We start from the raw sequence: 24,723 nt of genomic DNA, 5'->3' as shown, positions 1-24,723 counted from the left end.
ACAGCAGTTTCATCTTCTGTTTCGTTGCCAAGCTTAATACCCATAAAAGACATAAAGCCAAGGCCCATAAGACCAGTCAGGAGCATGGTAATGCCCAGACCTTTCAGACCATCAGGTACATTTGAGTATTTAAGACGCTCACGGATGGCTGCCAGGGCAATGATAGCCAGGAACCAACCTACGCCGGAAGCAAAACCAAACACGGTAGCCTCAGATAGGGTGTAATCGCGCTGCACCATGAAAAGAGAAGAACCAAGGATGGCGCAGTTTACCGCAATAAGCGGAAGGAAGATACCCAGTGAACCATAAAGGGCCGGAGAAAACTTCTCGATCACCATTTCTACCAGCTGTACCATGGCCGCAATAATAGCGATGAACATGATGAACTGCAGGAAGGAAAGGTCTACGTTTGCCAGATCTGCACTAATCCAGGTAAGAGCACCTTCCTGAAGCACGTATGTCTGCAGCAGCCAGTTAGTTGGTACGGTAATGGTAAGTACGAAAATTACAGCCAGACCAAGACCAAAGGCCGTGTTTACTTTTTTGGATACCGCCAGGTAAGAGCACATACCAAGAAAGTAGGCAAACACCATGTTCTCGATAAAGATTGCTCTTATGCCTAAGTTTATTAATTCCATAATCTTACTTTTCTACGTAACCGGTTTTAGATCTTTGCACCCAGATAATCAGGCCCAGGATAAGGAATGCTCCTACAGGGGTAACCATCAGACCGTTATTAGGGAAGTTCTCCAGGCCAATGGCATTGAACACCTCAAATCCATAAATAGCACCTGCACCGAATAATTCGCGGAAGAAAGCTACTGCCAGAATGATCCAGGCATAACCAAAGCCACTGCCTAAACCATCCAGGATTGAATCGTAAGGCTTGTTACCCATGGCAAATGCCTCCAGACGGCCCATTACAATACAGTTGGTAATGATCAGACCTACGAATACTGAAAGTTCCCTGGATACATCGTAAGCATATGCTTTCAGTACCTGGTCTACCAGAATTACCAGCGAAGCTACAATTGCCAGCTGCACAATAATCCTGATACGGTTAGGGATGATGTTCCGCATGGCGGAAATAGTGAGGTTAGACATTACCACAACCACAACCACAGCCATTGCCATGATAGTAGTAGGATACATCTGGCTCGTTACCGCAAGAGCAGAACAGATACCGAGTACCTGTACGGTAATCGGGTTATCGTCGTTCAGCGGGTCAGAGATAAGCTTACGCCTGCGTTTGGAGAACAACTCCTCTGCGGGCTTTTTCGCTACCTGTATATCTTGAGTTTCTGAAACTTGTGCGCTCATAATTTACTGATTTGCTTGTTCATCAATCAACTGAGTCTCGCTCTCTTCGATCTCCTCAATCTGCTCGCCTTCTTCTATCGCTTCTTTATCGGCAGTTTCAATGGTTTTGAAGTAGCTTGAATAGTACTTAAAGTACTTCAGCAGCATATCATTAACACCATTGGCTGTCATGGTGGCACCAGACATACCATCCACATGGTACTCGTCGTAGATTGAAGGGTCGCCAGCCTCAGACTTCACCATCTGGATCGAAACCAGCTCGCCAACATTGCTGTATATCTTTTTACCAATGTAGCGGTCCTGTACCTCGCCATCGGTGATCCTGGCACCAAGACCAGGAGTTTCGCCTTTGTGGTCGAAGCGCACACCGCGGATGGTTACCAGGTCTTTCTCAAGAGCCACGAAGCCCCAGATCCTGTCCCACAGTCCGTTACCATACACTGGAATGATATAAGAATCTACCTGGCCCTGTTCATTCATGAACTGGAACACAGGGAAAAGACGATCCTGAGCAGGTTTCTTGAATTCTTTTCCTACGTCGATCTGCTCTGCAATCACGGCCGTACCATTATCAAGCTCACCTACCACGTCGCCGTCAATGTCTACCACCAGTGAGTTGATACGCTCTTCCCAAATCCGGTTTACATCGTCGCCTTCCTGTATTTCCATTACGGCACTTAATATTTTAGTGCGCGTATCGAGCTTTACTGCCTTTTGCTGCGGTTCTCTTAAACCTACTGCAGCCAGGGCCAGCAAGCCACCGAGTACTACGGTTAGTACTGCGGCAAATCCTATTACATATGCATTAGACTGTCGCACGGGCTATTCCTCGTTTTAATCTTCTTTTCTTATTGGCTTCTACTACATAGTGGTCAATCAGCGGAGCCAGTACGTTCATTAACAGTACAGCCAGCATGATGCCCTCAGGATATGCAGGGTTGAACACACGGATAATAACTGTTAACACCCCGATCAGGAAGCCATAAATCCACTTACCTGTTTCGGTATGGGCTGCAGAAACCGGGTCTGTTACCATAAACACAGCACCAAATGCCAGGCCGCCAATCAGGATATGATAGTAAGCAGGCATTTCCATAAAGGTATTTACGGCAAAAATGTTATTGATCAGGCCCATTACGTACGCACCAAGTACAGTGCTTAGCATTAGCTTCCAGCTACCTACTCCTGTTAAGATCAGGATAAAAGCACCTACCAGACACATCAGTACCGATGAGGCACCAATTGAATCGGGATAAGCACCCAGGAACAGGTTCCAGGGCTCGAAGTACCCGCCTAACTGGCCAAACCAGCTGGCATCCAGCGCAGCCGTAACAGCTTCGCCATCTATATTCGCCTGTGCTGCAACCGCCAGCGGCGTTGCACCGGTATAACCTTCTACAGCCACTTTATCGCCGTAATAGGTCCAAACGTCACCAGAAATATCGGTAGGATAAGCAAAGTAAAGGAATGCACGGGCTGTCATGGCAACGTTTAAAACGTTCATACCAGTTCCGCCAAACACTTCTTTTGCAATAACAACCGAAAATATAGTTGCCAGGGCTACCTGCCACAGCGGTATGGTTACCGGCATAATCAGCGGGATAAGCATACCTGTTACCAGGAAACCTTCGTTGATGGGGTGCTTGCGAACAACGGCAAACAAACCTTCCACCAGGCCACCTGCTACGTAAGCCACCAGTACAATAGGAATTACCAGTTCTGCACCTAACAGCACTGAAGGCCAGAACTCAGGCTCCTCTCCCACTGCCAGAAAATGCTGATAGCCCATGTTCCAGATACCAAATAGTAAGCAGGGAATCATGGCAATCACCACGGTCATCATGTAGCGCTTCAGGTTGTTCGCATCGCGGATCTGGGCTCCTTTTGGACCGGTTACATGGTTGGGGGTAAACATGAAAGTCTCACCTGCCTCGTAGAGGTAATAGAACTTCTCTAACTTACCACCCTTTTCAAATAAAGGTTTCTGTTTATCTAGTAAATCGCGAAATGCTTTCATTAGCTATATTGCATTAAGGTAAGTCCTTCTCTCAAGATGGCCTGTACATCGTGTTTAGAAACATCTATAAATTCACACAGGGCCATATCTTCCTCAATCACCTCATAAATACCCAGTGACTCCATACCATCATAATCCTCTGCCATAATTGACTTTAGCAGGTACTCCGGCAGAATATCCATCGGGATCATATTATCGAAGGTACCTGTCTGTACCCATGCACGCTCTTCGCCCTGCAGGTTTGTATCGATCACATATGGCTTGCTGCGGTTCAGGAACGAGAGCAGACCAAAGGCACGGTGGTAGCTGTATTTTTTAGGTGTAACTGTTAACCAGCCCAGGAACTCATAATGGTTTCCTTCCGGAATTACAGTTACCATATTGTCAAAGTAGCCCAGGTAGCCATCTTTGCCAACATTGGTACCAGTCAGTACGTTTCCGCTTACATAGCGAACGTTATCCTGCTTTATTTTACCTGCCACCAGTTTGCCTACATTGGCACCACCCCATGTTTTAACATAGTGCGGGTCTTTTACCTCTGAACCAACCACTGCCACCAGCTTGGAGCTGTCGTAGCGTCCATCAACCAGCAGCTTACCTATCTGGGCAACTCCGTAAGGATTGATGGTCCATACAATATCTCCCTTATTGATCGGGTCGATATGATGGATCTGAACCCCTACATTACCAACAGGATGTTTACCGCTAAACTTGTGAAGCGTAGCACCTTTTACACCTGTAAAAACCGGAGAAACCTCTGCATCGGCATTAAGGCCAATATGCACAGGACCATCTGTAAGCTTTTTAAGCAGGTCGATACCCGCCTGGAAGTAACGCTCCTGGCCTTTCAGCAGAAAATCGTAATCGGGAGCAAGAGGGTGGGTATCAAAAGAAGAGATGAATATGGCTTTAGGCGTAACATCCGGGCTGGCTATAATGCCGTAAGGACGTTGCACCAGGTTAGGCCATGTACCGCTTTTGGCAAGCAGCTCCACCACCTCTTCGCGCTGCAGATTCGCTACATCGTTAGATGACAATTTAGGAAACTCTTCGTATGCCACCGTGCGATCTGCAAGAATGCGGATTTCAAGAAGTTTGCGTTTGGCACCCCTTACTACTTCTGCAATTTCACCACTTACCGGTGCAACAAACTGCACCCGCGGATTGGCTTTATCATAGAGTATTGGAGTACCGGCCTTAACGGTATCGCCTTCTTTAACCAAAACTTTTGGCCGCTGAATTCCGTGAAAATCGGTGGGTTTGATCGCGAAGGTTTCGGGCATCACCTCACCGGCAACTTTGAGTTCTGCACGGCCGGCCAGGTTGATGGTAAAGCCTTTTCTCAGCTTAATGACTTTCGACATTTTGTACTTATTAACCCGTAAAACGCTGCAAAAATAGTAAAAAAAGCGACAATAAAAACATGATTCCGATCATAAATGGTAGCCAAAAGCACATTAAACATCAGGCTTAGACTTCCTGCTGCTGGCATATGCTTTCAATATAGCCGGCTACACGCTCCATTAACCACATAGGGGTTGATGTTGCACCGCAAATCCCCACACTTTCAGCTTTTTCCAGCCATGCAGGGTCTATTTCAGACTCGTTTTCGATGAAATAGCTATTCTCGTTAAACTGCTTACAAACAGCATAGAGTGCTTTTCCATTTGAACTTTTGCGCCCGCTTACAAACAAAATTACATCGTGCTGCTGAGAAAACCTGGTAAGCTGGGGCTCTCTGTTACTCACCTGCCGGCAAATGCTGTCGTTGGCATTAAAATCAAGCACCGTTAGCGCTGCGCCTCCCCTGGCCTCCTGCATGCGCTGTTCTATCAATTCCTTGATATGGTAGAAACCTTTTGTACTTTTTGTAGTCTGGCTGAAAAGTGTAACGGGCCGGCTAAAATCAACGCCCTCCAGGTCTTCCGGCGTTGTAACAACGAGGGCCTCGCCATAGGTCTGGCCGGTTAAGCCTATAACCTCTGCATGTCCTTTCTGACCATAGATCACAATCTGCCCCTCAACTTCCTGCATTTTATCATAGGCATGCTTTACCCTATTCTGCAGCTTTAGCACTACCGGACAGGAGGCATCTATGAGTTCGAGGTTATTTTCAAGGGCTATCTGATAAGTTTCCGGAGGCTCGCCATGCGCCCTGATCAGTACTTTGCAGTCGCGAAGGTTTTGCAGCTCCTCCCTGGTAATAACGCGCAAGCCTTTATCGTACAGGCGCTTTACCTCCATGTCGTTGTGTACAATATCGCCAAGACAATAAAGTATGCCATCCTGAGGCATTTCATCTTCTGCCATTTGTATGGCAAATTCTACCCCAAAACAGTAGCCGGAGTTTTTATCGATCGTAACCTTCATCCTTTATTTTGAAATTCCTCCTGGTTAATGATTTCACGCGCCATGTGCAGGATCATGTTTACCTGCTCATCCATGGTAGTGTGCGTTGTGTCTATTACGTAGGCATCTTCGGCTTTGCGCAGGGGGCTTTCGGCACGGGTGGTATCGATACGATCCCGCTTGGCTAGATTATCCCTGATCGCCTCCAGCGCCACTAACTGATTTTTATCCAGCAGTTCCCGCTGGCGGCGGGCTGCCCGCTCGTCAAAATCGGCGGTCATGAAAATTTTCAGCTCGGCATCAGGGAAAACAGTAGTGCCAATATCACGGCCATCCATCACCAGGCCTTTTTTCTTACCCATTTTCCGCTGTAATTCCACCATACAATGCCGCACACGAGGCAGGGCACTTACTTCGCTCACCCGCTCCGAAACTGCCATGCCACGTATCTCCTTCTCAACGTTTAAGCCATTGAGATAGGTTTCATTTGCACCGGTTTTTGCATTGTAGTGAAATTCTATGCCGATTTTCTTTAGTGCATCCTCTACACCCCTGGGGTTGGTGGGATTTATAAAGTGCTGAAGAAAATAATAAGTTACGGCCCGGTACATTGCCCCGGTATCGATATATGCGTAGTTAAGCTGTGCAGCTACCTGTTTGGCTGTGGAGCTTTTTCCACAGGCCGAGTAGCCGTCAATGGCAATCACAATTTTCTTCATCAGGTTATGGTTTATGACCCTCTATGCCTTAACAATCTTTTATTGGGCAGGGAATTGGGCCACGCTTTGGCTGCTTACGGGCTTTATTTGTAGTTTGGCATCCGCCTATAACCAATGAAAGCGCCAAAATCATGTATACGAAAATTCTAAACCCTTTTCTCAAAATCAAGATGAGCGTTAAATTGTTGCAAATATAAAAATTACTTGACAGCGGAATTGGTTCCCGCGATTTTTTCCTGAAATGACTCAAAATACCCACACACTGGAAGGACAACTGGTTGACTGTACTAAACGACAAATCCGTCCTGTTCGTCTCTATCTGCAAAACGGGCTGATCAGTAAAATTGAAGACATTGATCATGCCCCTGAAAAATATTTCCTGCCTCCTTTTGTAGATGCACACGTGCACATTGAGAGCTCAATGCTCACCCCGGCAGAATTTGCCCGCCTGGCTGTTGTACATGGCACAGGCGCTACCATCTCCGACCCGCATGAAATTGGCAACGTACTGGGCGTAGACGGGGTTCGCTATATGGTGGAAAACGGGGAGCAGGTGCCCTTTTACTTTTGCTTTGGTGCCCCCTCCTGTGTGCCGGCCACCCCTTTTGAAACGGCAGGGGCCACCATTACAGCACAGCAAATAGAAGAATTGCTGCAGCAGCCCTCCATTGGCTACCTGGCAGAAATGATGAACTGGCCCGGCGTGCTTAATCAGGATACCGATGTGATGGAAAAAATTGCCATTGCCCACCGGCTGGGGAAGCCAGTAGACGGACACGCCCCCGGCCTTAAGGGTGAGCAGGCAGTGCAGTATGCTGCTGCCGGCATCAGCACCGACCACGAATGCTTTACTGCCGATGAAGCCCTGGACAAATTAGCGGCCGGCATGAAGATCCTGATCAGGGAAGGCAGCGCCGCCCGCAACTTTGATGCCCTGGCGCCCCTGCTCAGTGAGCATTGGGCCGGCATGATGTTCTGCTCTGATGATAAGCACCCTGACAGCCTGGTAGAGGGACACATAAACGAGTTGGCACGCCGGGCAGTAGCCCTGGGGGTAGATGCTTTTAAAGTAGTGCAGGTGGCCTGCCATAATCCTGTTGCCCATTACCGTTTACCAATGGGGCAGCTGCGTGTGGATGATCCTGCAGATTTTATTGTGGTGAACAACCTGGAAGAATTCAGGGTAGAGCAAACATGGCTAAAGGGCCAGCTGGTGGCAAAAGATGGCAGACCGCTGCTGCAGCACCTCTCTTCACAGACTCCCAATAAATTTGCTGCCAGGCCTGTAACTGCCGAAGCGCTCGCTCTCACAGCTCAAACAGAAACAATCCGGGTTATACGGGCGCTGGATGGCCAGCTGATTACAGAATCATTTGAACAAGCTGCTAAAATTGAGCATGGCAATGCTTTGGCAATGCCAGAACAGGACATCCTGAAGCTGGTGGTGCTAAACCGCTATACCGATGCACCGCCTGCCATTGCCTTTATTCAGGGCTTTGGGCTGCAAAAGGGAGCGATTGCCTCCAGTGTTGCCCACGACAGCCATAACTTAATTGCTGTAGGGGTAGATGATGAAGCACTTGCTAAAGCCCTGAACCTGCTTATAGCACAGCAGGGTGGCATTGCAGCAGTTCACGAGGGTGCAGCAGAAATATTACCACTGCCTATTGCCGGTCTTATGTCGGCCGCTGATGGCTATAAGGTTGCGGAACAGTACAGCCGCCTGGATCAGATGGCAAAAGAAATGGGAAGCCGCCTGGGCTCTCCTTTCATGACCCTTAGCTTTATGGCCCTGCTGGTGATTCCAGCCCTTAAGCTAAGTGACAAAGGACTTTTCGATGGTGAGATTTTTAAATTTAAGCCTGTGTTTGTTTAAAATAGAAGTACCACTTATTAATAAGAAAGAGGCCAGCGATATTCAACCGCTGGCCTCTTTTCAATAATTCTGTATTTTTCTATCTGTGAATTATAGCATCAGGATTACCATCAGGGTCTCCACTCACGTAACCGTCTGTCCTTGCAGCGCCTAGGAGCAGAACGCCTGCGGCATGTGGTGCGGCCATTGAAGTACCGCTGATGGAATTGTAACCGCCCTCTTTCCAGGTAGAGTTAATACTTACACCTGGAGCACAGTAATCCACCGGTGGATTTCCAAAATTAGAGAAAGAAGCCCATCTGTTGCTGCTGTTCATAGCAGAAATGGTATATACGTTCGGACCATTTGCACGGGCCGGAGAATGATTGTTGGCATTATCTGTTTCGTTGCCCGCAGCCAGTACAAATTTTACGCCTCTGGCATTAGAAGCATTTACCACAGCCCTGTCAAGTGCATCTGATACAGGGCCACCCAGACTCATATTCGCCACATCGCCGCTCCTTCCGTTAGCACCAACAAAGTCCACACCAGCAATTACACCGGAGTAGGAACCGCTGCCCCTTGAATCGAGCACTTTTACAGGCACTACCGTAGCACCAGCTGCAACACCCACTACTCCAACACTGTTATTTAAGGCTGCAATAGTGCCTGCTACATGGGTGCCATGTCCGTTGCCATCGTCCGGCGCCCCAGAATCTCTGCCAGACGTAAAGGCATTAAAGCCACGGCTGCCATCTACATTCAGGTCTGGGTGATCCAGGTCTATTCCAGAGTCAATGACCCAGGCAGTTTTTCCGGCACCATCACCAGCACCGCCTACACGTGCAATACCCCAGGGAGTTACCTGTGCAGTAGATCCGCCACCGCCTGGCCCCTTACCTGAAGGAGGTGCCAGCATTATTATCCTGTCCTTTTCTACATAGGCCACTTTAGGATCTTTCTGCAGCCTTGCTACTGTAGCTTCATCGAGCCTGGCAGAAAAACCATAAATAGCACTGCCATAAACCTGATCCAGCATATCCTCACTCAAACGCGCATTCGCAAACATAGAGAGCACAGCAGACTTAACAGCAGCCTTTCGCTCCTCATAATCGCCGGAAAGACTCATTCTTCCGTTAATAGCTTCTTCTTTCAGCACTACAATGTACTGGCCTTCAATAATAGCAGACTGACCCGGCTCTACAAAATCAGTGCTTACTGATTCCAGTTCCTCATCCTGCTGACAGGAAGAAAGTCCCATAACGGCTGCCAGCAACAGGGCAGCACCTCCTCGAAAGTAATTGTTTTGCATAAACAAAAAAGGTTAAAATTGGAAAACTAAAAAGTCACAAACTACACCATAATTAGCCACTACTTATTTGGATAATTTCATTGTATATCACCTAATCAAGCTATTAAAAAACTAAATATCAAATTTTATTGTGTTAAATTTTAAAATAATGAAATAACATTTTACGCATGAAATTAAAGCCATATTTGAACGGATCAACTACAGCAAAGTTCTGTTTCACAGTATATTATTTAAAAAATTTTCAATGGTACAACAACGGCTCCAGCTGCTAGTGCCAACCTGTCTGCGCACTACAGGCCTACACTTACTTGATGAAAGCAACATTCACTTATCAGGAAAAGAAGGATGGAGAAAAGTAAAGCGAAGCCGAATTGAAAAGCCGATCCTCTGGAAGGGAGTCCAGGCACAGAACCCCAGGCTAATATGTAATGAAAAGCCAGTAAGTCCACACCACCACTGTTAGTTGTAACACTGATTTTCCCGTTAACAGCGCTATTCTTCCGTTGATAAAAGAACTATTGATAAGCTCCTGCCGTCATTATACTATTGTATATCAAAAATACTCCAAAACATTTTTTGACATGGAACAAGCGAATAAAGGAAAAATAGAAGGCTTCATGACAGAACTTGGCCGCAAGCTGGATCAGCTGCTGGACCGGGCCCGGCAAGGTGCCGAAGAAGCGAAATTTTCGGAAAGAATGGAAGACCTCAGGCAGGCTACTGATAAGCTGGAAAATGAACTGCATGAGTTTGTAAAAGACGATGAAAAGTGGCGGGAAGTGCAGGTGCACCTGAAGGGTGCTGCCCTTGAACTAAGAAAGGCGTTTGAATCGACCTTTACCCGCAAACAATCCGGCACATCAGGAGGAGCTTATACAGGCGGCACTAACGCTGGTGACACCAATACCGCTAATGCTACTTATGGCAGCGCCAACTATGGCGAAAACAATGCTGGTACTGCTTACTCAGCCAGCGAGCCACAAAATAGTGCTACTGGCAGCCAGGCTACCGATTCCACACAGCAGCAACAACAGCAGGGCAATAATTTTGAAGGCAGAAATATCTAGTCTTCTACCCTACCTAAAGTGACCGTAGCTTCCTGGTAAATTCGAAACCCCGGGATGCAAGTGTTTCAAAAGCCTGTTCTGCATTAAGGAGCAGGCTTTTTGCATCATACTGAAAATCGGAGCCATTGATGTACATCACCGTTTTATTCATGATGGCATCAATGATCTCATCCTTATTATCCCAGGCTAATGCAGGGCACCCCAAGCTTCTGCCCAGGCGGCCTGCAGCTGCAATGGCTTCGCTAACGTAGTCGGCACCATGCATTACTACCCCCCTTTCCCTGGCCCTGTTGTTAATGCCCAGTTCCTGTCCGTCGAGCCTAAGGGCCCTGCCAAATTTACCGGTATAGGTTTCTCCGGTAATATAAAAGCCCAGGCTGGTAGCATTTGAGTTCATTCTGTTGGAGAAGTTGGAAGCATACAAATTACCACTGTTCCGGCCATGAGCTACCAGTTCGTGGAACAGCAGCTTCTTTGCTTTCAGGTTAATTACCCATAAACGCTTCTCGGTAGAAGGCAAACTATAATCAATGATTGTGATTACCTGCTTTTCTCCCAGCTTTTTCTGATTCTGGAGGTTAAGATAACCTATCATCGCCTTGCGGAAGGTACTATACTCCGGCTTGGCAGCATCACCAAAATCAATGTTGTTATAATAATTCAGTATACTCTGCTCTGCTATCTGACGTTTTAGCTCACTTCCAAAATGCTCTGTATTATCCAGCACATCAGTATCGCTGCTGAACACATCCATGGATTTGAATGATAAAAAAGAAGTAGTAATAAGGGTAAGTAAACGTTTCTGCATATAATAGTATTCGGCAGATGCAGGCCTGATGTTACAAAAAAAGCCGGTTATTAAACCGGCTTCCAATGCTGTAAAAAACTGAATCTCATATGTTTGTTGCCAGCAGGTAATCTATGGCACCAGCCTCCTGGAGGTAAACCGAATTATCGAGATACTCTTTTGAGGGGTGGTAAATAAAGAGGCAGGTACGGTCAGCTACGGTATTGATTACCTGATCTGAAATGGCTCGTGATAAGGCCGGGCAACCAAAGCTGCGGCCCAGGCGGCCCATACTTTTTATGATAGAAGTATTTACATAATCAGCACCATGCATCACAATAGCCCTGGCCATGGCCTTATCGTTAAAGCCTGTTTCCTGCCCTTTCAGGCGAAGACTTAAACCATGCTTGCCCACATAGGTATTAGCTGTAACATAAAAGCCCAGGCTGCTCTGGTTTGATTCCGGAATGTTTGAAAATGCGTTAGCAATATTGTGGCCACTGTTTTTGCCATGTGCTACCAGATCGTGAAAAAGTAATTTGCGGTTTTTCAGGTCAAACACCCACAATCTTTTTTTAACGGAAGGAATGCTGAAGTCAATGATGGTAAGTATACCCTTGTTTGAAATCTTATCCTGGCGAAGTAGATTTAAATAGCCAACCATGCCCTTGCGAAAAACATCATAAGCAGGCCGGGCATTTTTGCCATAGTCTATACTCCTGTACAGTTGATTAAGCTTTTCTTCGGCCAGCAGTAACTTAGAATTATTGTCTGCTGTGACTTCTGCTTCTGCCGCAGATGCCAATAATTTATCATTATTGGAGCTTGAATTAATTGCTTCACCACTGCCTGCCAGCGCGGCCAGTGAAAAAAAGATAAAAATAAGGGATAACACTTTGAGCCTCATGAACACTTGTTTTACATTCTACATCTATTGTCTTTCAGCAAAAAATTTTCTTTGCTGCCTCTACTAATAAAACAGGATACCCGGGGGCATAGTTCGGTAAAATACAACTTTATACTATATTTTATCCTATTTTTAAACACCAGCGTCTGCTGCCCTTTTTCTTAACGCGCCAAAGCATTTTTGGTGCCCGAACCCTAAAATTTTTATAAGAAAATCTTTCGCTGCCGATGCAGCGCAGCGCCCAGCCCTATTTTTTCATCAGGATAATGTACAAAGAAAAGGTTCTTTTAAACCGATAGATAACTGTATAGTTCTCTTTACAGCAATAGTATCTACCTTTGCACCATGAATTTGCTATCTGTAGAAAATCTTTCCAAACAATACAATCAGCGACAGCTGTTTCAGGATATTACCTTTGGCATTGGCCAGGGCCAGAAAGTAGCCTTGATTGGCCGAAATGGAACCGGTAAAAGTACGCTTATTAAAATTCTGGCATCAGCCGAAGCACCAGATGCGGGCCAGGTGGTGTACAGAAATGGTGTGCAGGTAGGCTACCTGCCCCAGCACCCTAAGTTTACCCCCGGCCATTCGGTGCGTGAGGCGCTGTTCGACAGCAGCAATCCTGCCCTCTCCCTGGTATCGGAATACGAATACCTGCTGGAGGCTATTAGCGAAAAACCTGAACTCAGTGATCGTTTCCAGGTGGTAATGTCGGAAATCGACAGCCAGAACCTCTGGGACTATGAAAGCAGTGTAAAACAGATACTAGGCAAGCTGGATATTCATGACATGCAGCAGCCCATCGATTCCATGAGTGGTGGCCAGCGCCGCAGGGTGGCCCTTGCCAAAACCCTGCTGGAGCGCCCTCACTTCCTGCTGCTGGATGAGCCTACCAACCACCTTGACCTTCCCGCAATTGAGTGGCTGGAAGATTACCTTAGCAAAGCACAGCTTAGCCTGCTGATGGTTACCCACGACCGCTACTTTATGGAGCAGGTAACCAACGAGGTACTGGAGCTTTCAGGCACAAAACTTTATGGTTACCATGGCAGCTATAGCTATTACCTCGAGAAAAAAGCCGAGCGCCAGGAGCAGCAGCAGGCTGAGGTAGACAAGGCCCGCAACCTGATGCGCAAGGAGCTGGACTGGGTACGCCGCCAGCCAAAAGCACGTGGTACCAAGGCCAAATACAGGCTCGATGCCTTCGAAGACCTGAAAGAAAAAGCAAGCCAGAAGGTGGGCGAGAAAGACATACAGCTGCAAACCATTGGCCGCCGCCTGGGCAGCAAAGTGCTGGAGCTGGAGAACATCAGCAAAAGCTATGGCGACAAAAAGCTGTTTGAACCTTTCAGCTATAAATTCTTAAGAGGTGATAAAATCGGCCTGATAGGTCCGAATGGTGCAGGCAAAAGTACTTTCCTGAACATCATCACCGGTGCCATCAAACCCGATACCGGCACAGTAGATGCCGGCCAGACCCTGCAGGTAGGCTACTACCGGCAGGAGGAGCAGATCTTTGATCCCAACATGCGGGTAATTGAGGTAGTGAAAGAGGTTGCCGAGGTAATACCCATGGCCGACGGCCGCACCCTTACTGCAGGCCAGCTGCTGCTGGAGTTTGGGTTTAACGGCGATCAGCAGTATACCCTGGTAGGCAAGCTAAGCGGGGGCGAAAAGCGCAGGCTGCAGATGCTGCGCATCCTGATGCAGAATCCCAACTTCCTGATCCTCGACGAGCCTACCAACGACCTTGACATCAGCACGCTGAACGTGCTGGAAGATTTTCTGGCAAATTATGGTGGCTGCCTGGTAATTGTATCGCACGACCGTTACTTCATGGACCGCCTGGTAGACCACCTATTTGTATTTGGTGAAGGCCAGATCCGCGACTTCCCGGGCAACTATACCGACTGGCGTGAGGCCAAGGAGGAGGAAGATGCTGCTGAAAGCGCAAAACCCCAGGCTAAAGCAGCCCCTGTGAAACAGGTTGAGGCTCCAGTTGTAGCCAAACCTGTAATTGAAAAGCGCAAGCTTAGCTATAAGGAACAAAAGGAGTTTGAGCAGCTGGAAAAGGAAATTGCACAGCTTAATAAGAAGAAAGAAGAGCTGGTGCAGAAAATGAACAAGGGCGGCGACCATGAAGCGCTGATGGCCCTGGGCCAGGAGCTGGAAACAATAAACGAACAGCTGGACGAAAAAGAGATGCGCTGGCTGGAGCTAAGCGACCTGGCTTAAAGCCAACGCAGGCATAGCATTAGATGCAGGTAGGGCCCCGGCAAGGAAGTTGTTCTTTGCCGGGGCCCTACAACCTTCTGCACAGTTTATGGTTAATCAGCATAGAGCACCTGCTTAACCATGATTGCTGTTATTACACTGATTCTGATTCTTTCATTCTCCTTCCTGATCACCAAAGTTGCCACCATTGCACTGATGCACACGGGGCTTAGCCGGCAGTCGGCCCAATTTCAGGCACGCTCTATTTTTACCGGCGTGGGCTATGCCACCAAAGAAGCCGAAAACATTGTAAACCACCCCCTGCGCCGCAAAATTGTAATGGTGCTGATGCTGCTGGGAAATGCCGGTATTGTATCGGTAGTAGCAACACTGGTACTAACATTTTTAGGCAATGACAAGGGGGATATCCCGCTATACCTGCGCCTTGCACTGATTGTACTGGGCGTAATTTCTCTCTGGCTGCTATTCTCCAGCAAGCTGTTCAACCAGCTTTTAAGCCGTATCATTAACTGGGCTCTGCACCGCTATACCGACTTAACTGTGCAGGATTATGCAGGCATACTACACCTGGGTGGCGAATATAAAATTGCAGAGCTGTTTGTGAAGGAAAACCACTGGATGTCTAACTGCACCCTGGCCGAGCTGGCTCTTTCAAAAGAAGGGGTTTACATCCTTGGCGTTACCCGGCAGGATGGCAGCTACCTGGGTGTGCCCGGGCATGATACCCTTATTCTTACGGGCGACACTGTAATAGTTTATGGCCGCAGCTCCATCATTAAAAGCCTGCTGCAACGCCGTAAAGATGAACGGGCGCACCTGGAACATTTGAAAGGTGTACAAAAACACCAGGAGGCAAAAACTATAGAGCGGGAGGTAGATCAGCAGAAAGTGGAAAAACAGCAGGAGAAAGAACATAAATAGTGCTGGCAGCGGCATCTTTCTATTCTATGTCCTCACTGGCAGGGAGATAACATCGAAAGGGGAAGCTCCCGGGAACTCTTAGCAAGCCAGCATTCCCTGGCACAGCAAATGGCACCCCACCTACCTTCTGATAAAGAAAAAGAAGCAAAAGTCAACAAGATCACCTGCTTAGCTTACTGAACCAGCTGTGCGTGCAGTTGCGCCAGCTTTTCCTGTGCATTTACACAAAAGCCGGGGTGCACAGGTGAGGTTTGCACAACCGTACTGCGGGTAGCGGTGAGCCAGCGAAAGCGCGATGCAATGGGTAGTTTGCCTATGGTGCCGCCATTATTACCGCCTTTGCAGATCCGTACAAAAGCCTGTAATCGCTCCTCCAGTTCTTCAACATCCAGCTTATCAGAAAAAGCTTTGAGGCGCTCCCTGTCCAGTTCGTACTGAGTCTGCAGAAAGCCCTGTGAAGAGCAGTAGACGATCACTCCTACATTCATAAATTCCTGTCGTTCCACACACGGCACAACGCGAATAATGGCGTATTCAAATAAGTGCTTCTCTTGCATGCTGTGCTTCTTTGACAAAAACTTCTGTGTTTGCAATCCGGGTTTTCAGGTATTGGCTGTACGCCTGGCGGTGCTCTTCTGCAGTTTCAAAAGGTGAGTCTATCACCAGCCACTCATCGGGGATCAAAGATACGATAGAATCGATCAATTCAGGTGTGAGCAGGGCACTAAAGGCCCTATCCACTTCTTCTAAAGCGGTAGCCTGCTGCAACAGCACATGGTCCTTTATCTGCACAAAGGGCCGCATGGCCTGTTTTTCAATGTCCTGCCAGGAGTGATGAAAAAAGAAGGAAGCACCATGATCGATGAGCCACAGTTCTTTGTGCCACATCAGCATATTGGTGTTGCGGGGGGTGCGGTCAACGTTAGTGATCAGGCAATCGAACCATACAATCTGCGAAGCCAGCAGAGGATTTACCTGCGTAACAAGTGCATCAAAGGTAATGGCACTCTGCAGGTAATGGAGCGCCAGGTTAAGCCCCTCACTGGCCCGGAGCAGATCCTGGATTTCCTCATCAGGCTCTGTGCGGCCAAAGGCCTCATCCAGCTGGGCGTATACAAGCTCGGGCACTTTAAAGCCGAGGGCGCGTGCTATTTCTCCGCCAAGCAGCTCGGCAATCAGTGCCTTTGCCCCCTGCCCTGCTCCCCTGAACTTCAGCACGTACAGAAAATCATCATCAGCCTCTACAATGGCCGGCAGTGAGCCGCCCTCACGCAAAGGAGTAACATAGCGGGTTACCTGAACTGTCCTTAGCTCCGGATCGTATTTCATGCCCTAAATCTCAGCAAAACAACTGATGCAAGCGAACAATTTTTTGTTTTTTGCGCCTTACATGCTGATGTCCATTACTTTTTTCTGCTTCCGGCTCTCTTCGGCCATAAAGCCCATTACGTGGCTTTCAATGGATTCGTCGATGGTAGAGGTAAGGATAGCAGGATTCTGCTGCGCTACTGCCTGCACAAAATCGCGTACCAGCAGCCAGTCGCCTCCCCCATGCCCGCTGTTCTTGTAGCCTTCCACATCTTCGGCCTGCGGAATAAACTTCAAAGATTCGCGGGTGCGGAAATCGGTAATCACCAGTTCGTCCATGTCGCCTACCATATCGCCCATGGAACCCATTACACGGGTACGCCGGCCGTGGTAGGAAGTAAAGGCCTCCATGGAGAAATTAGCGGTAACCCCATCGGCAAACATAATGCTGGTGATGTAATGATCTGGCTGGTCGTTTTCCATACGATAAACACAGCGGCCATAATTGGTAGTTCTAAGCCTTTCCATGATCACAGCACTATGCTTCGATTTATCTTCTGGCAGGTCCAGTACCTTGGTGCGGTGGCGGCGGTCGTGGTACTCTTTTATGGCTGAATAGGGGCACTCCCGCTCTACCAGGCAACCATCGGTGCAGCGGTCGGTGCTTCCCTCAGGAGCATTTTCGCGCTTAAACCACTTCAGGTCGCCCATGGCCACTATTTGCCTGCTGGGCTTGTTAATTACCCATTTAATAATATCCAGGTCGTGGCATGACTTTGCAAGGATAATGGGCGTAGTTTCTTTAGAATTATGCCAGTTGCCGCGCACATAAGAGTGTGCCATATGCGTGTGTTCTATTGGCTCGAAGTGCTGCACACTGATGATCTCGCCAATGGCACCCTCCGCCACAAGCTCCTTCATTTTTACAAAGTAGGGCGCATAGCGCAGTACGTGGCAAACCGCCACAATCCTGCCGTTTTCTTTGGCCAGGGCCAGTATATCACGGCATTCTTTTTCAGTGGGGGCAATGGGTTTCTCAAGCAGAATATCATAGCCCATGGAGAGCGCCTTCATGCAGGGGGCATAGTGCATCCTGTCGGGGGTGGAAATAACAATGGCATCTGCAAACTTTGGCCGCTCAAAAACCCGCTCCCAGGTATCGAAGCGGTTGGCCTGTGGTATGGCATGCTTTTGGGCAAACTTGTTATTTCTGTAGGGAATGGGCTCAGCCACTCCAACCATTTTGAGCTGATCCGGAAAACTGGCCGCAAAATTTCCATATACCGTACCCCTGTTTCCTGCCCCCAGGGTAATGGCGGTAACTGGCTTAGCCATTGGCTTGTGCATAGGATTTGGGGGTATCCTGTAGCCATAGCGGTTCTCGCCCAGCCTGGCAAGTGCATCGGTGCTGATAACTGCGGCACCAATGCCTAAGCCTAATGATTTAAGTAAGTTTCTGCGGTTCATGATCTCTTATTTTAATGCTGCTGCGTGGTTCAATTGAACAGCCAAGCCTGTTTCTTACTATTGAATTCTATACCTGTCATTGAAGCCTATACCTGCTCTTTATCAGCTCATTATATTTACTGTACATTTCTTTGGCTACTGTAACCGGCTGTCCCTGCGGCTGATGGGGATAGCTTTCATTGCTGTGCACCCATTGCCACTCCCATTCTTTGATCTTTTCATCAAAGGCTTTCTGATCTATCTGCTGCCCCTTTTCCATCTGGCTCATCACATAGTCGAAGTACTGCTGCCAGCGCTTTTTGTAATAGCCGCTTAACAAGCCCGACCACTGCCTGTTGCTATACTCCCGCAGCTTGCTGTCCTTGTCTCCCCATAAGGTAATCAGGTTGCGGGCATTTCTTTCATAGAGCTCTTTTTCTTCTGCTGTGGTAGCCCAGCTTTTTGCAGCATTAAGCCAGCGGCCCAGCAGAAAATCTTCCCGGGTTGCCAGCAGCCGGTCCATATCCTCTATCAGGGCAATAAACTCTGCACTGTGCTTTTTGAATGCCTCCAGATCTTTGTTCTCATAATCGCGGGCAAACTGCTGCTGAATGTTGGTGGCATAATTAGCCATCACCTGCCGGGTGAGGTCCACCAGGTCGAACTGGTAGCCTTCGCTCCCCTGCAGCTGGTCTGAGGCTGCTGCCAGGTGGTCCCAGGCATTCACCAGCTCCATGGGCTCGTAGGTAAAGTTGGTGGTAATACCGCCTGTATTTCTGCTGAAGGTGGGGCGGCCGGCGACGATAGACTCGGGGCCTCCATTGGTTACACTATCAGCATAAACGGTTCTGCGAAGGATTTGCCAGGCCTTGTCTGCCTGCTCGCTTGCTGCACCATAGCGGCGGCGGGCGTAATCTTTGAGCCAGCTGTCTATCTCTATCGGCTCATCTGTCCAGGCATTTTCCATCATCAGGTCGTACATCACCGGGTTATGCTCAATACCCTCGGGTGTAAGGCCAATGCCTACCATCTTCCCCCTTTCGGGATGGTGCAGGGCCTGGGAGGGTGCTGTGGCTACCCTGTCCATCAAACCGTACATATTCACATTGCCCCCGAAGTTGTGCAGCATGTTCCAGATCCAGGGCTTGCCATAGTAGGCATTGGTCTTGCGCCACATTGGGTTCTTTTCGCTCCAGAGGTCCAGTATGATCATTTTATCATCAGGCACCGCTCCCAGCATGGCACGTGTTTGCGCTGGCTGCCAGAAATCCCTGGAGAAGTGAAACAACCAGCCCTGCATGATCCAGGTAGCGTCCGGATCGGCAGCGGCCATGGACTGGTAGACCTTTTCCCCTACATTGCTAAGGAAGGTGGAGTCGCTGGAGGGTGGCTCATTTTCATTGAAAGTATCGGAGGTATAAAAATGATCTGTGCCGTAGGTCCTGATCTCTTCTTCGATAAACTTCTTCCCGATCTCCACAAACATGGGATCATCCGGATCCAGCAGGTACACATCCGGGAACATGCCATCCCAGTTGGTCTTTTTCAGCCTGGCATTTGGGAACTTATCTTTAAAGGCCGGCGGTACATGGCCGGTGAAGGCGGGTAGTATGGGGGTCATACCCAGGCCTCTCTCCTGTTCCAGTATCTGCTTTTGCAGGGCTTCATGGCTTTCCATCCAGCTTACGGGCAGAGGGCCGGCCCAGCCATCAAGATTCCCCATCCAGAACCAGCTGAAGTAGGCAGGGCCGCTGAAAAAGGTCTCCAGGTCTTTATCGGTTAAGCCCAGGCTTTTGTACACCCTGCGGTGTATGGCATTCTGGCCGGTTACAGCCAGGGGCATGTTGATGCCGTTCAGGGCCATCCAGTCGATCTCCCACTGCCAGCGCTCCCAGTCCCACCAGCTCATGGTGTAGTTAAAGGTACAGTAGTTGAGGTAGTAGCGGTATTGGTAGGGGCTGGTTTTACGAACTTTCTGCGGCACCGCAGGCATGGGGTCTGGAATATTCAGGTTGGTGCCATTCCAGCTAATGCTGCTGTTGGTGTAGTATTTCAGGTAATGATTGAGCGCACTGGCTACAGAAACACCATTGTTGCCCCTTAAAATGATTTTTCCGTCACGGCTTTCAATCTCATACACATCCCTGTCTCCCGCCTTTGGAATAAATTCCACAACAAAATTATCGGCGTGCTCCGGCACCACCCGCCTGATCAGGCCATAAATAGCTTTGGTACTATCTTCTGCAGCTATTGTGCTTGTGTATGCTGCTGGAGCATCGGCTGTGTTTGCAGGCTGTTCTGTACAATAGAACAGCAGCAGTAGCGAGAGCATTAGCCCTGCTATACCTACGCTTTTATACCTTATGTATTGGGCCTGCTTCATTCTGATAATGTTTTAATTTCCGGCCAGCATTGATTTCCAATCTATTTAGTAAAAGTACCAGTGGCCGGAGGTTAATTATTCCTCCTGAACTCCCCTACCAGCTGCTTTGCCTTTGCCAGCGGATCCTCAAACGGGGCAACAGCACTCATGCCGGGGGTATTGATCCATTTTTCCTCCCAGGCATCAACATCCACAGCCGGTTCAAAGAGGTGCTGCCTGATACGCGGAATGTAATAGTCGCGGATAAGCCCGCTCCAGAGCCGGGCTGCATAATCTTCCTGGAAGCCACCCCAGGTCGTGATCAGCCGTTTGGCGTTTGCTTCATAGTAGTCCTTTTCCTGCTCGTTCTTACCGTGCGAGCGGGCAAAGCCGATCCAGGGCTCCAGCCTGTTGGTCGGATGTGACTCCAGCAGGCGGTCAATATTTTGCAGAATGCTGATGGCTTTTTCGCCGGCTTCTTTTTTTGCGGCTTCGTTGTTGGCTGCTTTGGCTGCAAGGGCCTGCTGGTAGTATTCATCTGCTTTGATGCCCAGGTAGTGCATGGCAAGCTCAATGGCATCGTTGCGGTACAGCTCACTTTCTTTCAACTCCTCGGAACTGTCCAGGAAATTTTCAATCCCTCTGAGGAAGAGCGGATCGGAATGCACGCTGCCCTTTCTGCGGGTATCGGGCACTACCAGCTGCCATACAAAACGGGGATAGGGCGAAAAGCTGCTGTATACCGATTCCCGGAGCTGCTCCCAGGCTGTTTCCATCTGTTGCGGATAGGCACCATAGCGGGCACGGCTGTATTCCTCCATCCACTCGTCAAGGTCTATCTTTTCTTTTGCCCAGCCCATGTCTGCCAACAGCTCATATACTACTTCATTGTTTTCGATGCCTTCCGGGGCCGAGCCGAAACCAATCAGGTTTTCGCTATAGGGAGAGTTGAGGGCATCGATAGCACCTGAAGCATACATGGAAAGCACGCCGGTATACGGCGTTTTGCCACCGAAGTTGGGTACATAGCTGTACACCCATTGCTTGCCGTAGTACCCTTCATGCTCCTTCCAGACAAGCGGAATGTCCCATACCAGCTCGGGGTATTCGTTGGCCAGGTCCAGGATCACCATTTTATCATCGGGTACCCGCGACATCATGGCCTGCAGGGTCTTTTTATCCCAAAACTCATGTTGCCAGCCGAAGGTCCAGCCCTGGGTTACCCAAACGGCATCGGGATTACCTGCCACAATAGATTTGTAGATAGACTCTCCATAGCCAGCCAGCAGCTCATACTTTTGTTCGGGATCGTCCTTGGGAACAGGCACATCCATTTCGTTAAAGCTGTCGGAGAGGTAAAACTTGTTCTTCCCGAATTCCTTTTCCCACTCCTCCACAAACAGCTTCCCGATCTTTTCAAAAAAGGGAGAATCAGGAGGCAACACATAGGCATTATATTCCTGCGGGAAACCGCCCCATTTCAGCGCATTTACTTTTAGCTCGGGATGCTTCTTTTTAAAGCCCTCGGGCACAAAACCTGCAAAAGCTGGGGCAATGGGCTCAAAGCCCAGCTCGTGCATGCGGTCTAGTATTTTATGCTGTAGTGCCAGCTGGTCTTCGTGCCAGCCATCGGGAATAGGGCCATCCCATTTATTCAGGTTGCCCATGCGGTGCCAGGGCAAATGTGCCGGGCCGGTAAAAAATTCCCTGATTTCGGTATTGCTTAGCCCCAGCTGTTTCCAGACACGCTCTGCAATGGCTTCGCTGCCCACTACGGCCAGGGGCATGTTTACCCCATGCAGGGCCATCCAGTCGAGTTCTTTTTCCCAACGTTCCCAATCCCAGTAAGGGGTGGTATAGCCGTAGGTTACTACATTTAAAAAATAACGATACTTATAGGGGGAGGCCCGGTGCTCCAGTGCGTAGTCGGGCCAGCGGGCGGGCAGGTTTAGGTGCTCGCCACTCCAGCTCACCATACTGTTGGTGGCTTTTTTCAGGTACTGGTAAAAGCCAAAGGTTAAGGCTACTGTACTGCTGCCGCGCACAGTTAGCTTTCCCCCACTGGCTTCTATTTCGTAGGTATCCAGCCCCTCATCTGCAGGAATTATTTCCAGTGCTATGTCTTCTGCCCTGTCGCCGATCAGGCGTTGTATAACGCCCCTTGCAGCGGTTATTTCATTGCTTTGAGTGCTGGTGGTGGTAGCTTCGCCCTGCGTTTGCACAGGGTTTGTGCATGAAATTGCAAAGAGGAGTAAAAAAAGTAAAGCGATGTAGTGCTTCTGCATAAGCATAAGTTTAAGATCTAAATCTTTCAGCCGATCAGCCCAGGCAAAAAGGGAACTATTCTTTTGCCCTCTTTCAGGTTCTTTTTTTATGTCCGATGGCTGCATAGTACCAGATGAAAAGGTAACAGGGCACCATCACCCAGTAGGCCTGCTGCGGATCCCACAGATCTGCCAGGTAGCCATACACCAGCGGAATAACAGCGCCACCGGCTATGCCCATAATCAAAAGTGATGACCCAACCTTTGTAAACCGACCCAGATCTGCCAGGGCCAGCGGCCAGATGGCCGGAAACACCAAAGCATTTGCCAGTCCCAGCAGTGCAATAAACAATACAGATATATAGCCCCAGGTAAAAATGGCAACCACCGTAAAAGCAATTCCTGCCAATGCAGAGATCTGCATGGCCCGCTCCTGCGAGATATACTTTGGCATGGCTACAATGCCTATCAGGTAGCCCAGCACCATGGCCAGCAAGGTGCTGGTGGCAAAGAATTTAGCCGTAGACAGGTCTATGTTCTGGGCAGCACCATAGGCTATAATGGTATCTACTGCCATTACCTCTACCCCCACATACAAAAACATGGTAAAAGCCCCCATCAACAAATGTGGAAAACCAAAGATGCTTTTCTTATCCTTCACCGCCCCTGCTGCAGGTTTATCTTCCGCGTTTGTATCAACCTCAGGCAAAGAAGAATTATACACCACAACAGCCAGCAACACCAGCACACCTGCAATTACCAGGTAAGGGGTGATTACCCGCGTAGCCAGTGCATTAAGTTCTTCGACTTTTTGGGCAGCACTCATACTGTCCAGCTGTGCAACCAACTCGTCTGTATTGATCAATACTATGGCCCCTAATACAATAGGTGCCAGCGCCCCTGCTACTTTATTGCATATGCCCATGATGCTGATGCGCCTGGCAGCACTTTCGCGCGGCCCCAGGATGGTGATGTAGGGATTGGCTGCCGTCTGCAGCAGGGCTAAGCCTGTACCCTGCACAAAAAGGCCCAGCAGAAAAATTATGTAGGTACGGGTTAGCGCAGCAGGAATAAAGATCAGCGATCCCACTGCCATGATGAGCAAGCCCAGGGGCATTCCTTTTTTGAATCCTGTGAGTTTCAGAATCCAGGCTGAAGGAATGGCCATAACCAAGTAAGAAATGTAAAAGGCAAAGGCTACCAGGTAGGATTCAAAGTTATTAAGCTGGCAGGCAATTTTCAGGTAAGGAATCAGAACAGCATTCAGCCAGGTTACAAAGCCAAAAATAAAGAACAGCGTTCCAATGATCAGCATGGGCCGGGTGTAGTCCGTTTTTGGAGGAGCTTCTTTTACACCTGCTTTTTCTAGGGCCGGAGTCTGTTCCATGCAGTAATTTTTTTTAATCAGTAGTACAATCGTCGATGCTGATGCAACCCAAGGCACGCTCTTCAAAAATGGGCGTGAGAAAAATCTAAAGACAAAAATTAAAAACATTTCCCTAAAGCCTCTGCCCCCTGCTAATCGCTTTCTTCGCCAGGGAAATTAGTGTCTCCCGCTACTGCAGATGATTACATGTGCGCAGTAGCGCTCCTTGCCTGCTCAGTGTCAATGCTTCAAGTATGCTATTTTTTTCTACATATACAAACACTTAATATAAATTTTTATAAAAGTGTTTAATGATAATAAATTTATTTTAGAATACGAGTTTTTCAGAGCCCTTTCTGTTTTGCAGCATATTTACCACAGGAACAGAAAAGCAATACTTGTACACCTTGTTAGCTGTGCGCTATGGCATGAGCATCCACAGCCCCTAAACAGCAATTGCTGATTCAACAAACTGCAGAGCTAAAGAA

General features: G+C 48.6%; 19 protein-coding genes and 1 pseudogene. 4 read left to right on the top strand and 16 right to left on the bottom strand.

Annotated elements, in window-relative coordinates; translation table 11 throughout:
- Positions 1-29: 29 nt before the first annotated feature.
- The 7 genes and pseudogenes from nqrE to cmk form a co-directional block, all read right to left on the bottom strand.
- Positions 30-638, bottom strand: a pseudogene (gene nqrE, locus KWJ01_RS17910) (NADH:ubiquinone reductase (Na(+)-transporting) subunit E); the annotation flags it as partial.
- A 4-nt stretch (positions 639-642) separates the two neighbouring features.
- On the bottom strand, positions 643-1,320 hold the full coding sequence (locus KWJ01_RS17905; RefSeq protein ID WP_224998303.1) for an NADH:ubiquinone reductase (Na(+)-transporting) subunit D: 678 nt from the start codon (positions 1,318-1,320) through the stop codon (positions 643-645).
- Positions 1,321-1,323: 3 nt separating this feature from the next.
- Positions 1,324-2,139: an NADH:ubiquinone reductase (Na(+)-transporting) subunit C gene (gene nqrC / locus KWJ01_RS17900; protein ID WP_224998302.1), complete on the bottom strand. Its 816-nt coding sequence runs from the start codon at positions 2,137-2,139 to the stop codon at positions 1,324-1,326.
- The gene (locus KWJ01_RS17895; RefSeq protein ID WP_224998301.1) at positions 2,126-3,337 is read right to left on the bottom strand and encodes an NADH:ubiquinone reductase (Na(+)-transporting) subunit B; all 1,212 of its coding nucleotides are present in this window, start codon (positions 3,335-3,337) and stop codon (positions 2,126-2,128) included. Before KWJ01_RS17895 ends, nqrC begins: the two co-directional genes overlap by 14 nt.
- Positions 3,337-4,701 (bottom strand): Na(+)-translocating NADH-quinone reductase subunit A, encoded by a 1,365-nt coding sequence (locus KWJ01_RS17890; protein ID WP_224998299.1) that lies wholly within the window; start codon positions 4,699-4,701, stop codon positions 3,337-3,339. Before KWJ01_RS17890 ends, KWJ01_RS17895 begins: the two co-directional genes overlap by 1 nt.
- Positions 4,702-4,807: 106 nt before the next feature.
- Positions 4,808-5,707: a 4-hydroxy-3-methylbut-2-enyl diphosphate reductase gene (locus KWJ01_RS17885; protein WP_224998297.1), complete on the bottom strand. Its 900-nt coding sequence runs from the start codon at positions 5,705-5,707 to the stop codon at positions 4,808-4,810.
- Complete coding sequence (gene cmk, locus KWJ01_RS17880; RefSeq protein WP_224998295.1) at positions 5,704-6,405, bottom strand: (d)CMP kinase; 702 nt, start codon at positions 6,403-6,405, stop codon at positions 5,704-5,706. Before cmk ends, KWJ01_RS17885 begins: the two co-directional genes overlap by 4 nt.
- 241 nt (positions 6,406-6,646) lie before the next feature.
- Here cmk and ade point away from each other — a divergent pair, with 241 nt between their 5' ends.
- On the top strand, positions 6,647-8,281 hold the full coding sequence (gene ade, locus KWJ01_RS17875) for an adenine deaminase (RefSeq protein WP_224998293.1): 1,635 nt from the start codon (positions 6,647-6,649) through the stop codon (positions 8,279-8,281).
- 79 nt (positions 8,282-8,360) lie between these two features.
- Here ade and KWJ01_RS17870 read toward each other — a convergent pair whose 3' ends face one another.
- Positions 8,361-9,572, bottom strand: coding sequence for a S8 family serine peptidase (locus KWJ01_RS17870; protein ID WP_224998292.1), 1,212 nt, complete (start codon positions 9,570-9,572; stop codon positions 8,361-8,363).
- A 581-nt stretch (positions 9,573-10,153) separates the two neighbouring features.
- Between KWJ01_RS17870 and KWJ01_RS17865 the strand changes: the two genes are divergently transcribed.
- Positions 10,154-10,639: a hypothetical protein gene (locus KWJ01_RS17865; RefSeq protein ID WP_224998291.1), complete on the top strand. Its 486-nt coding sequence runs from the start codon at positions 10,154-10,156 to the stop codon at positions 10,637-10,639.
- A gap of 13 nt (positions 10,640-10,652) precedes the next feature.
- On the opposite strand, the gene KWJ01_RS17860 is transcribed toward KWJ01_RS17865, so the two are convergent.
- Positions 10,653-11,447 carry a murein L,D-transpeptidase catalytic domain family protein gene (locus tag KWJ01_RS17860; protein ID WP_224998290.1) on the bottom strand — a complete coding sequence of 265 codons (795 nt, stop codon included), beginning with the start codon at positions 11,445-11,447 and terminating at the stop codon, positions 10,653-10,655.
- 85 nt (positions 11,448-11,532) lie between these two features.
- On the bottom strand, positions 11,533-12,333 hold the full coding sequence (locus KWJ01_RS17855; RefSeq protein ID WP_224998289.1) for a murein L,D-transpeptidase catalytic domain family protein: 801 nt from the start codon (positions 12,331-12,333) through the stop codon (positions 11,533-11,535).
- Positions 12,334-12,678: 345 nt separating this feature from the next.
- Between KWJ01_RS17855 and KWJ01_RS17850 the strand changes: the two genes are divergently transcribed.
- Positions 12,679-14,568: an ABC-F family ATP-binding cassette domain-containing protein gene (locus tag KWJ01_RS17850; protein ID WP_224998288.1), complete on the top strand. Its 1,890-nt coding sequence runs from the start codon at positions 12,679-12,681 to the stop codon at positions 14,566-14,568.
- Positions 14,569-14,688: 120 nt separating this feature from the next.
- Complete coding sequence (locus tag KWJ01_RS17845; protein WP_224998287.1) at positions 14,689-15,489, top strand: TrkA C-terminal domain-containing protein; 801 nt, start codon at positions 14,689-14,691, stop codon at positions 15,487-15,489.
- A 173-nt stretch (positions 15,490-15,662) separates the two neighbouring features.
- On the opposite strand, the gene KWJ01_RS17840 is transcribed toward KWJ01_RS17845, so the two are convergent.
- From KWJ01_RS17840 to KWJ01_RS17815, 6 genes are all read right to left on the bottom strand, one after another.
- The gene (locus KWJ01_RS17840) at positions 15,663-16,046 is read right to left on the bottom strand and encodes a DUF3037 domain-containing protein (protein WP_224998285.1); all 384 of its coding nucleotides are present in this window, start codon (positions 16,044-16,046) and stop codon (positions 15,663-15,665) included.
- On the bottom strand, positions 16,024-16,818 hold the full coding sequence (locus KWJ01_RS17835) for a HipA family kinase (protein ID WP_224998283.1): 795 nt from the start codon (positions 16,816-16,818) through the stop codon (positions 16,024-16,026). Before KWJ01_RS17835 ends, KWJ01_RS17840 begins: the two co-directional genes overlap by 23 nt.
- Positions 16,819-16,875: 57 nt before the next feature.
- A complete protein-coding gene (locus tag KWJ01_RS17830; RefSeq protein ID WP_224998281.1) occupies positions 16,876-18,264 on the bottom strand; it encodes a Gfo/Idh/MocA family protein in 1,389 nt (462 codons plus the stop codon).
- A gap of 76 nt (positions 18,265-18,340) precedes the next feature.
- Complete coding sequence (locus KWJ01_RS17825; protein WP_224998279.1) at positions 18,341-20,626, bottom strand: alpha-N-acetylglucosaminidase; 2,286 nt, start codon at positions 20,624-20,626, stop codon at positions 18,341-18,343.
- Between the two features lie 71 nt (positions 20,627-20,697).
- Positions 20,698-22,827 (bottom strand): alpha-N-acetylglucosaminidase, encoded by a 2,130-nt coding sequence (locus KWJ01_RS17820; protein WP_224998277.1) that lies wholly within the window; start codon positions 22,825-22,827, stop codon positions 20,698-20,700.
- A gap of 136 nt (positions 22,828-22,963) precedes the next feature.
- Positions 22,964-24,256 carry a sugar MFS transporter gene (locus tag KWJ01_RS17815; protein WP_224998275.1) on the bottom strand — a complete coding sequence of 431 codons (1,293 nt, stop codon included), beginning with the start codon at positions 24,254-24,256 and terminating at the stop codon, positions 22,964-22,966.
- Positions 24,257-24,723 lie beyond the last annotated feature (467 nt).

Source organism: Cesiribacter sp. SM1 (genome assembly GCF_020178975.1).
Classification (GTDB): domain Bacteria; phylum Bacteroidota; class Bacteroidia; order Cytophagales; family Cyclobacteriaceae; genus Cesiribacter.
This window is presented reverse-complemented; position numbering and strand designations above follow the sequence as displayed.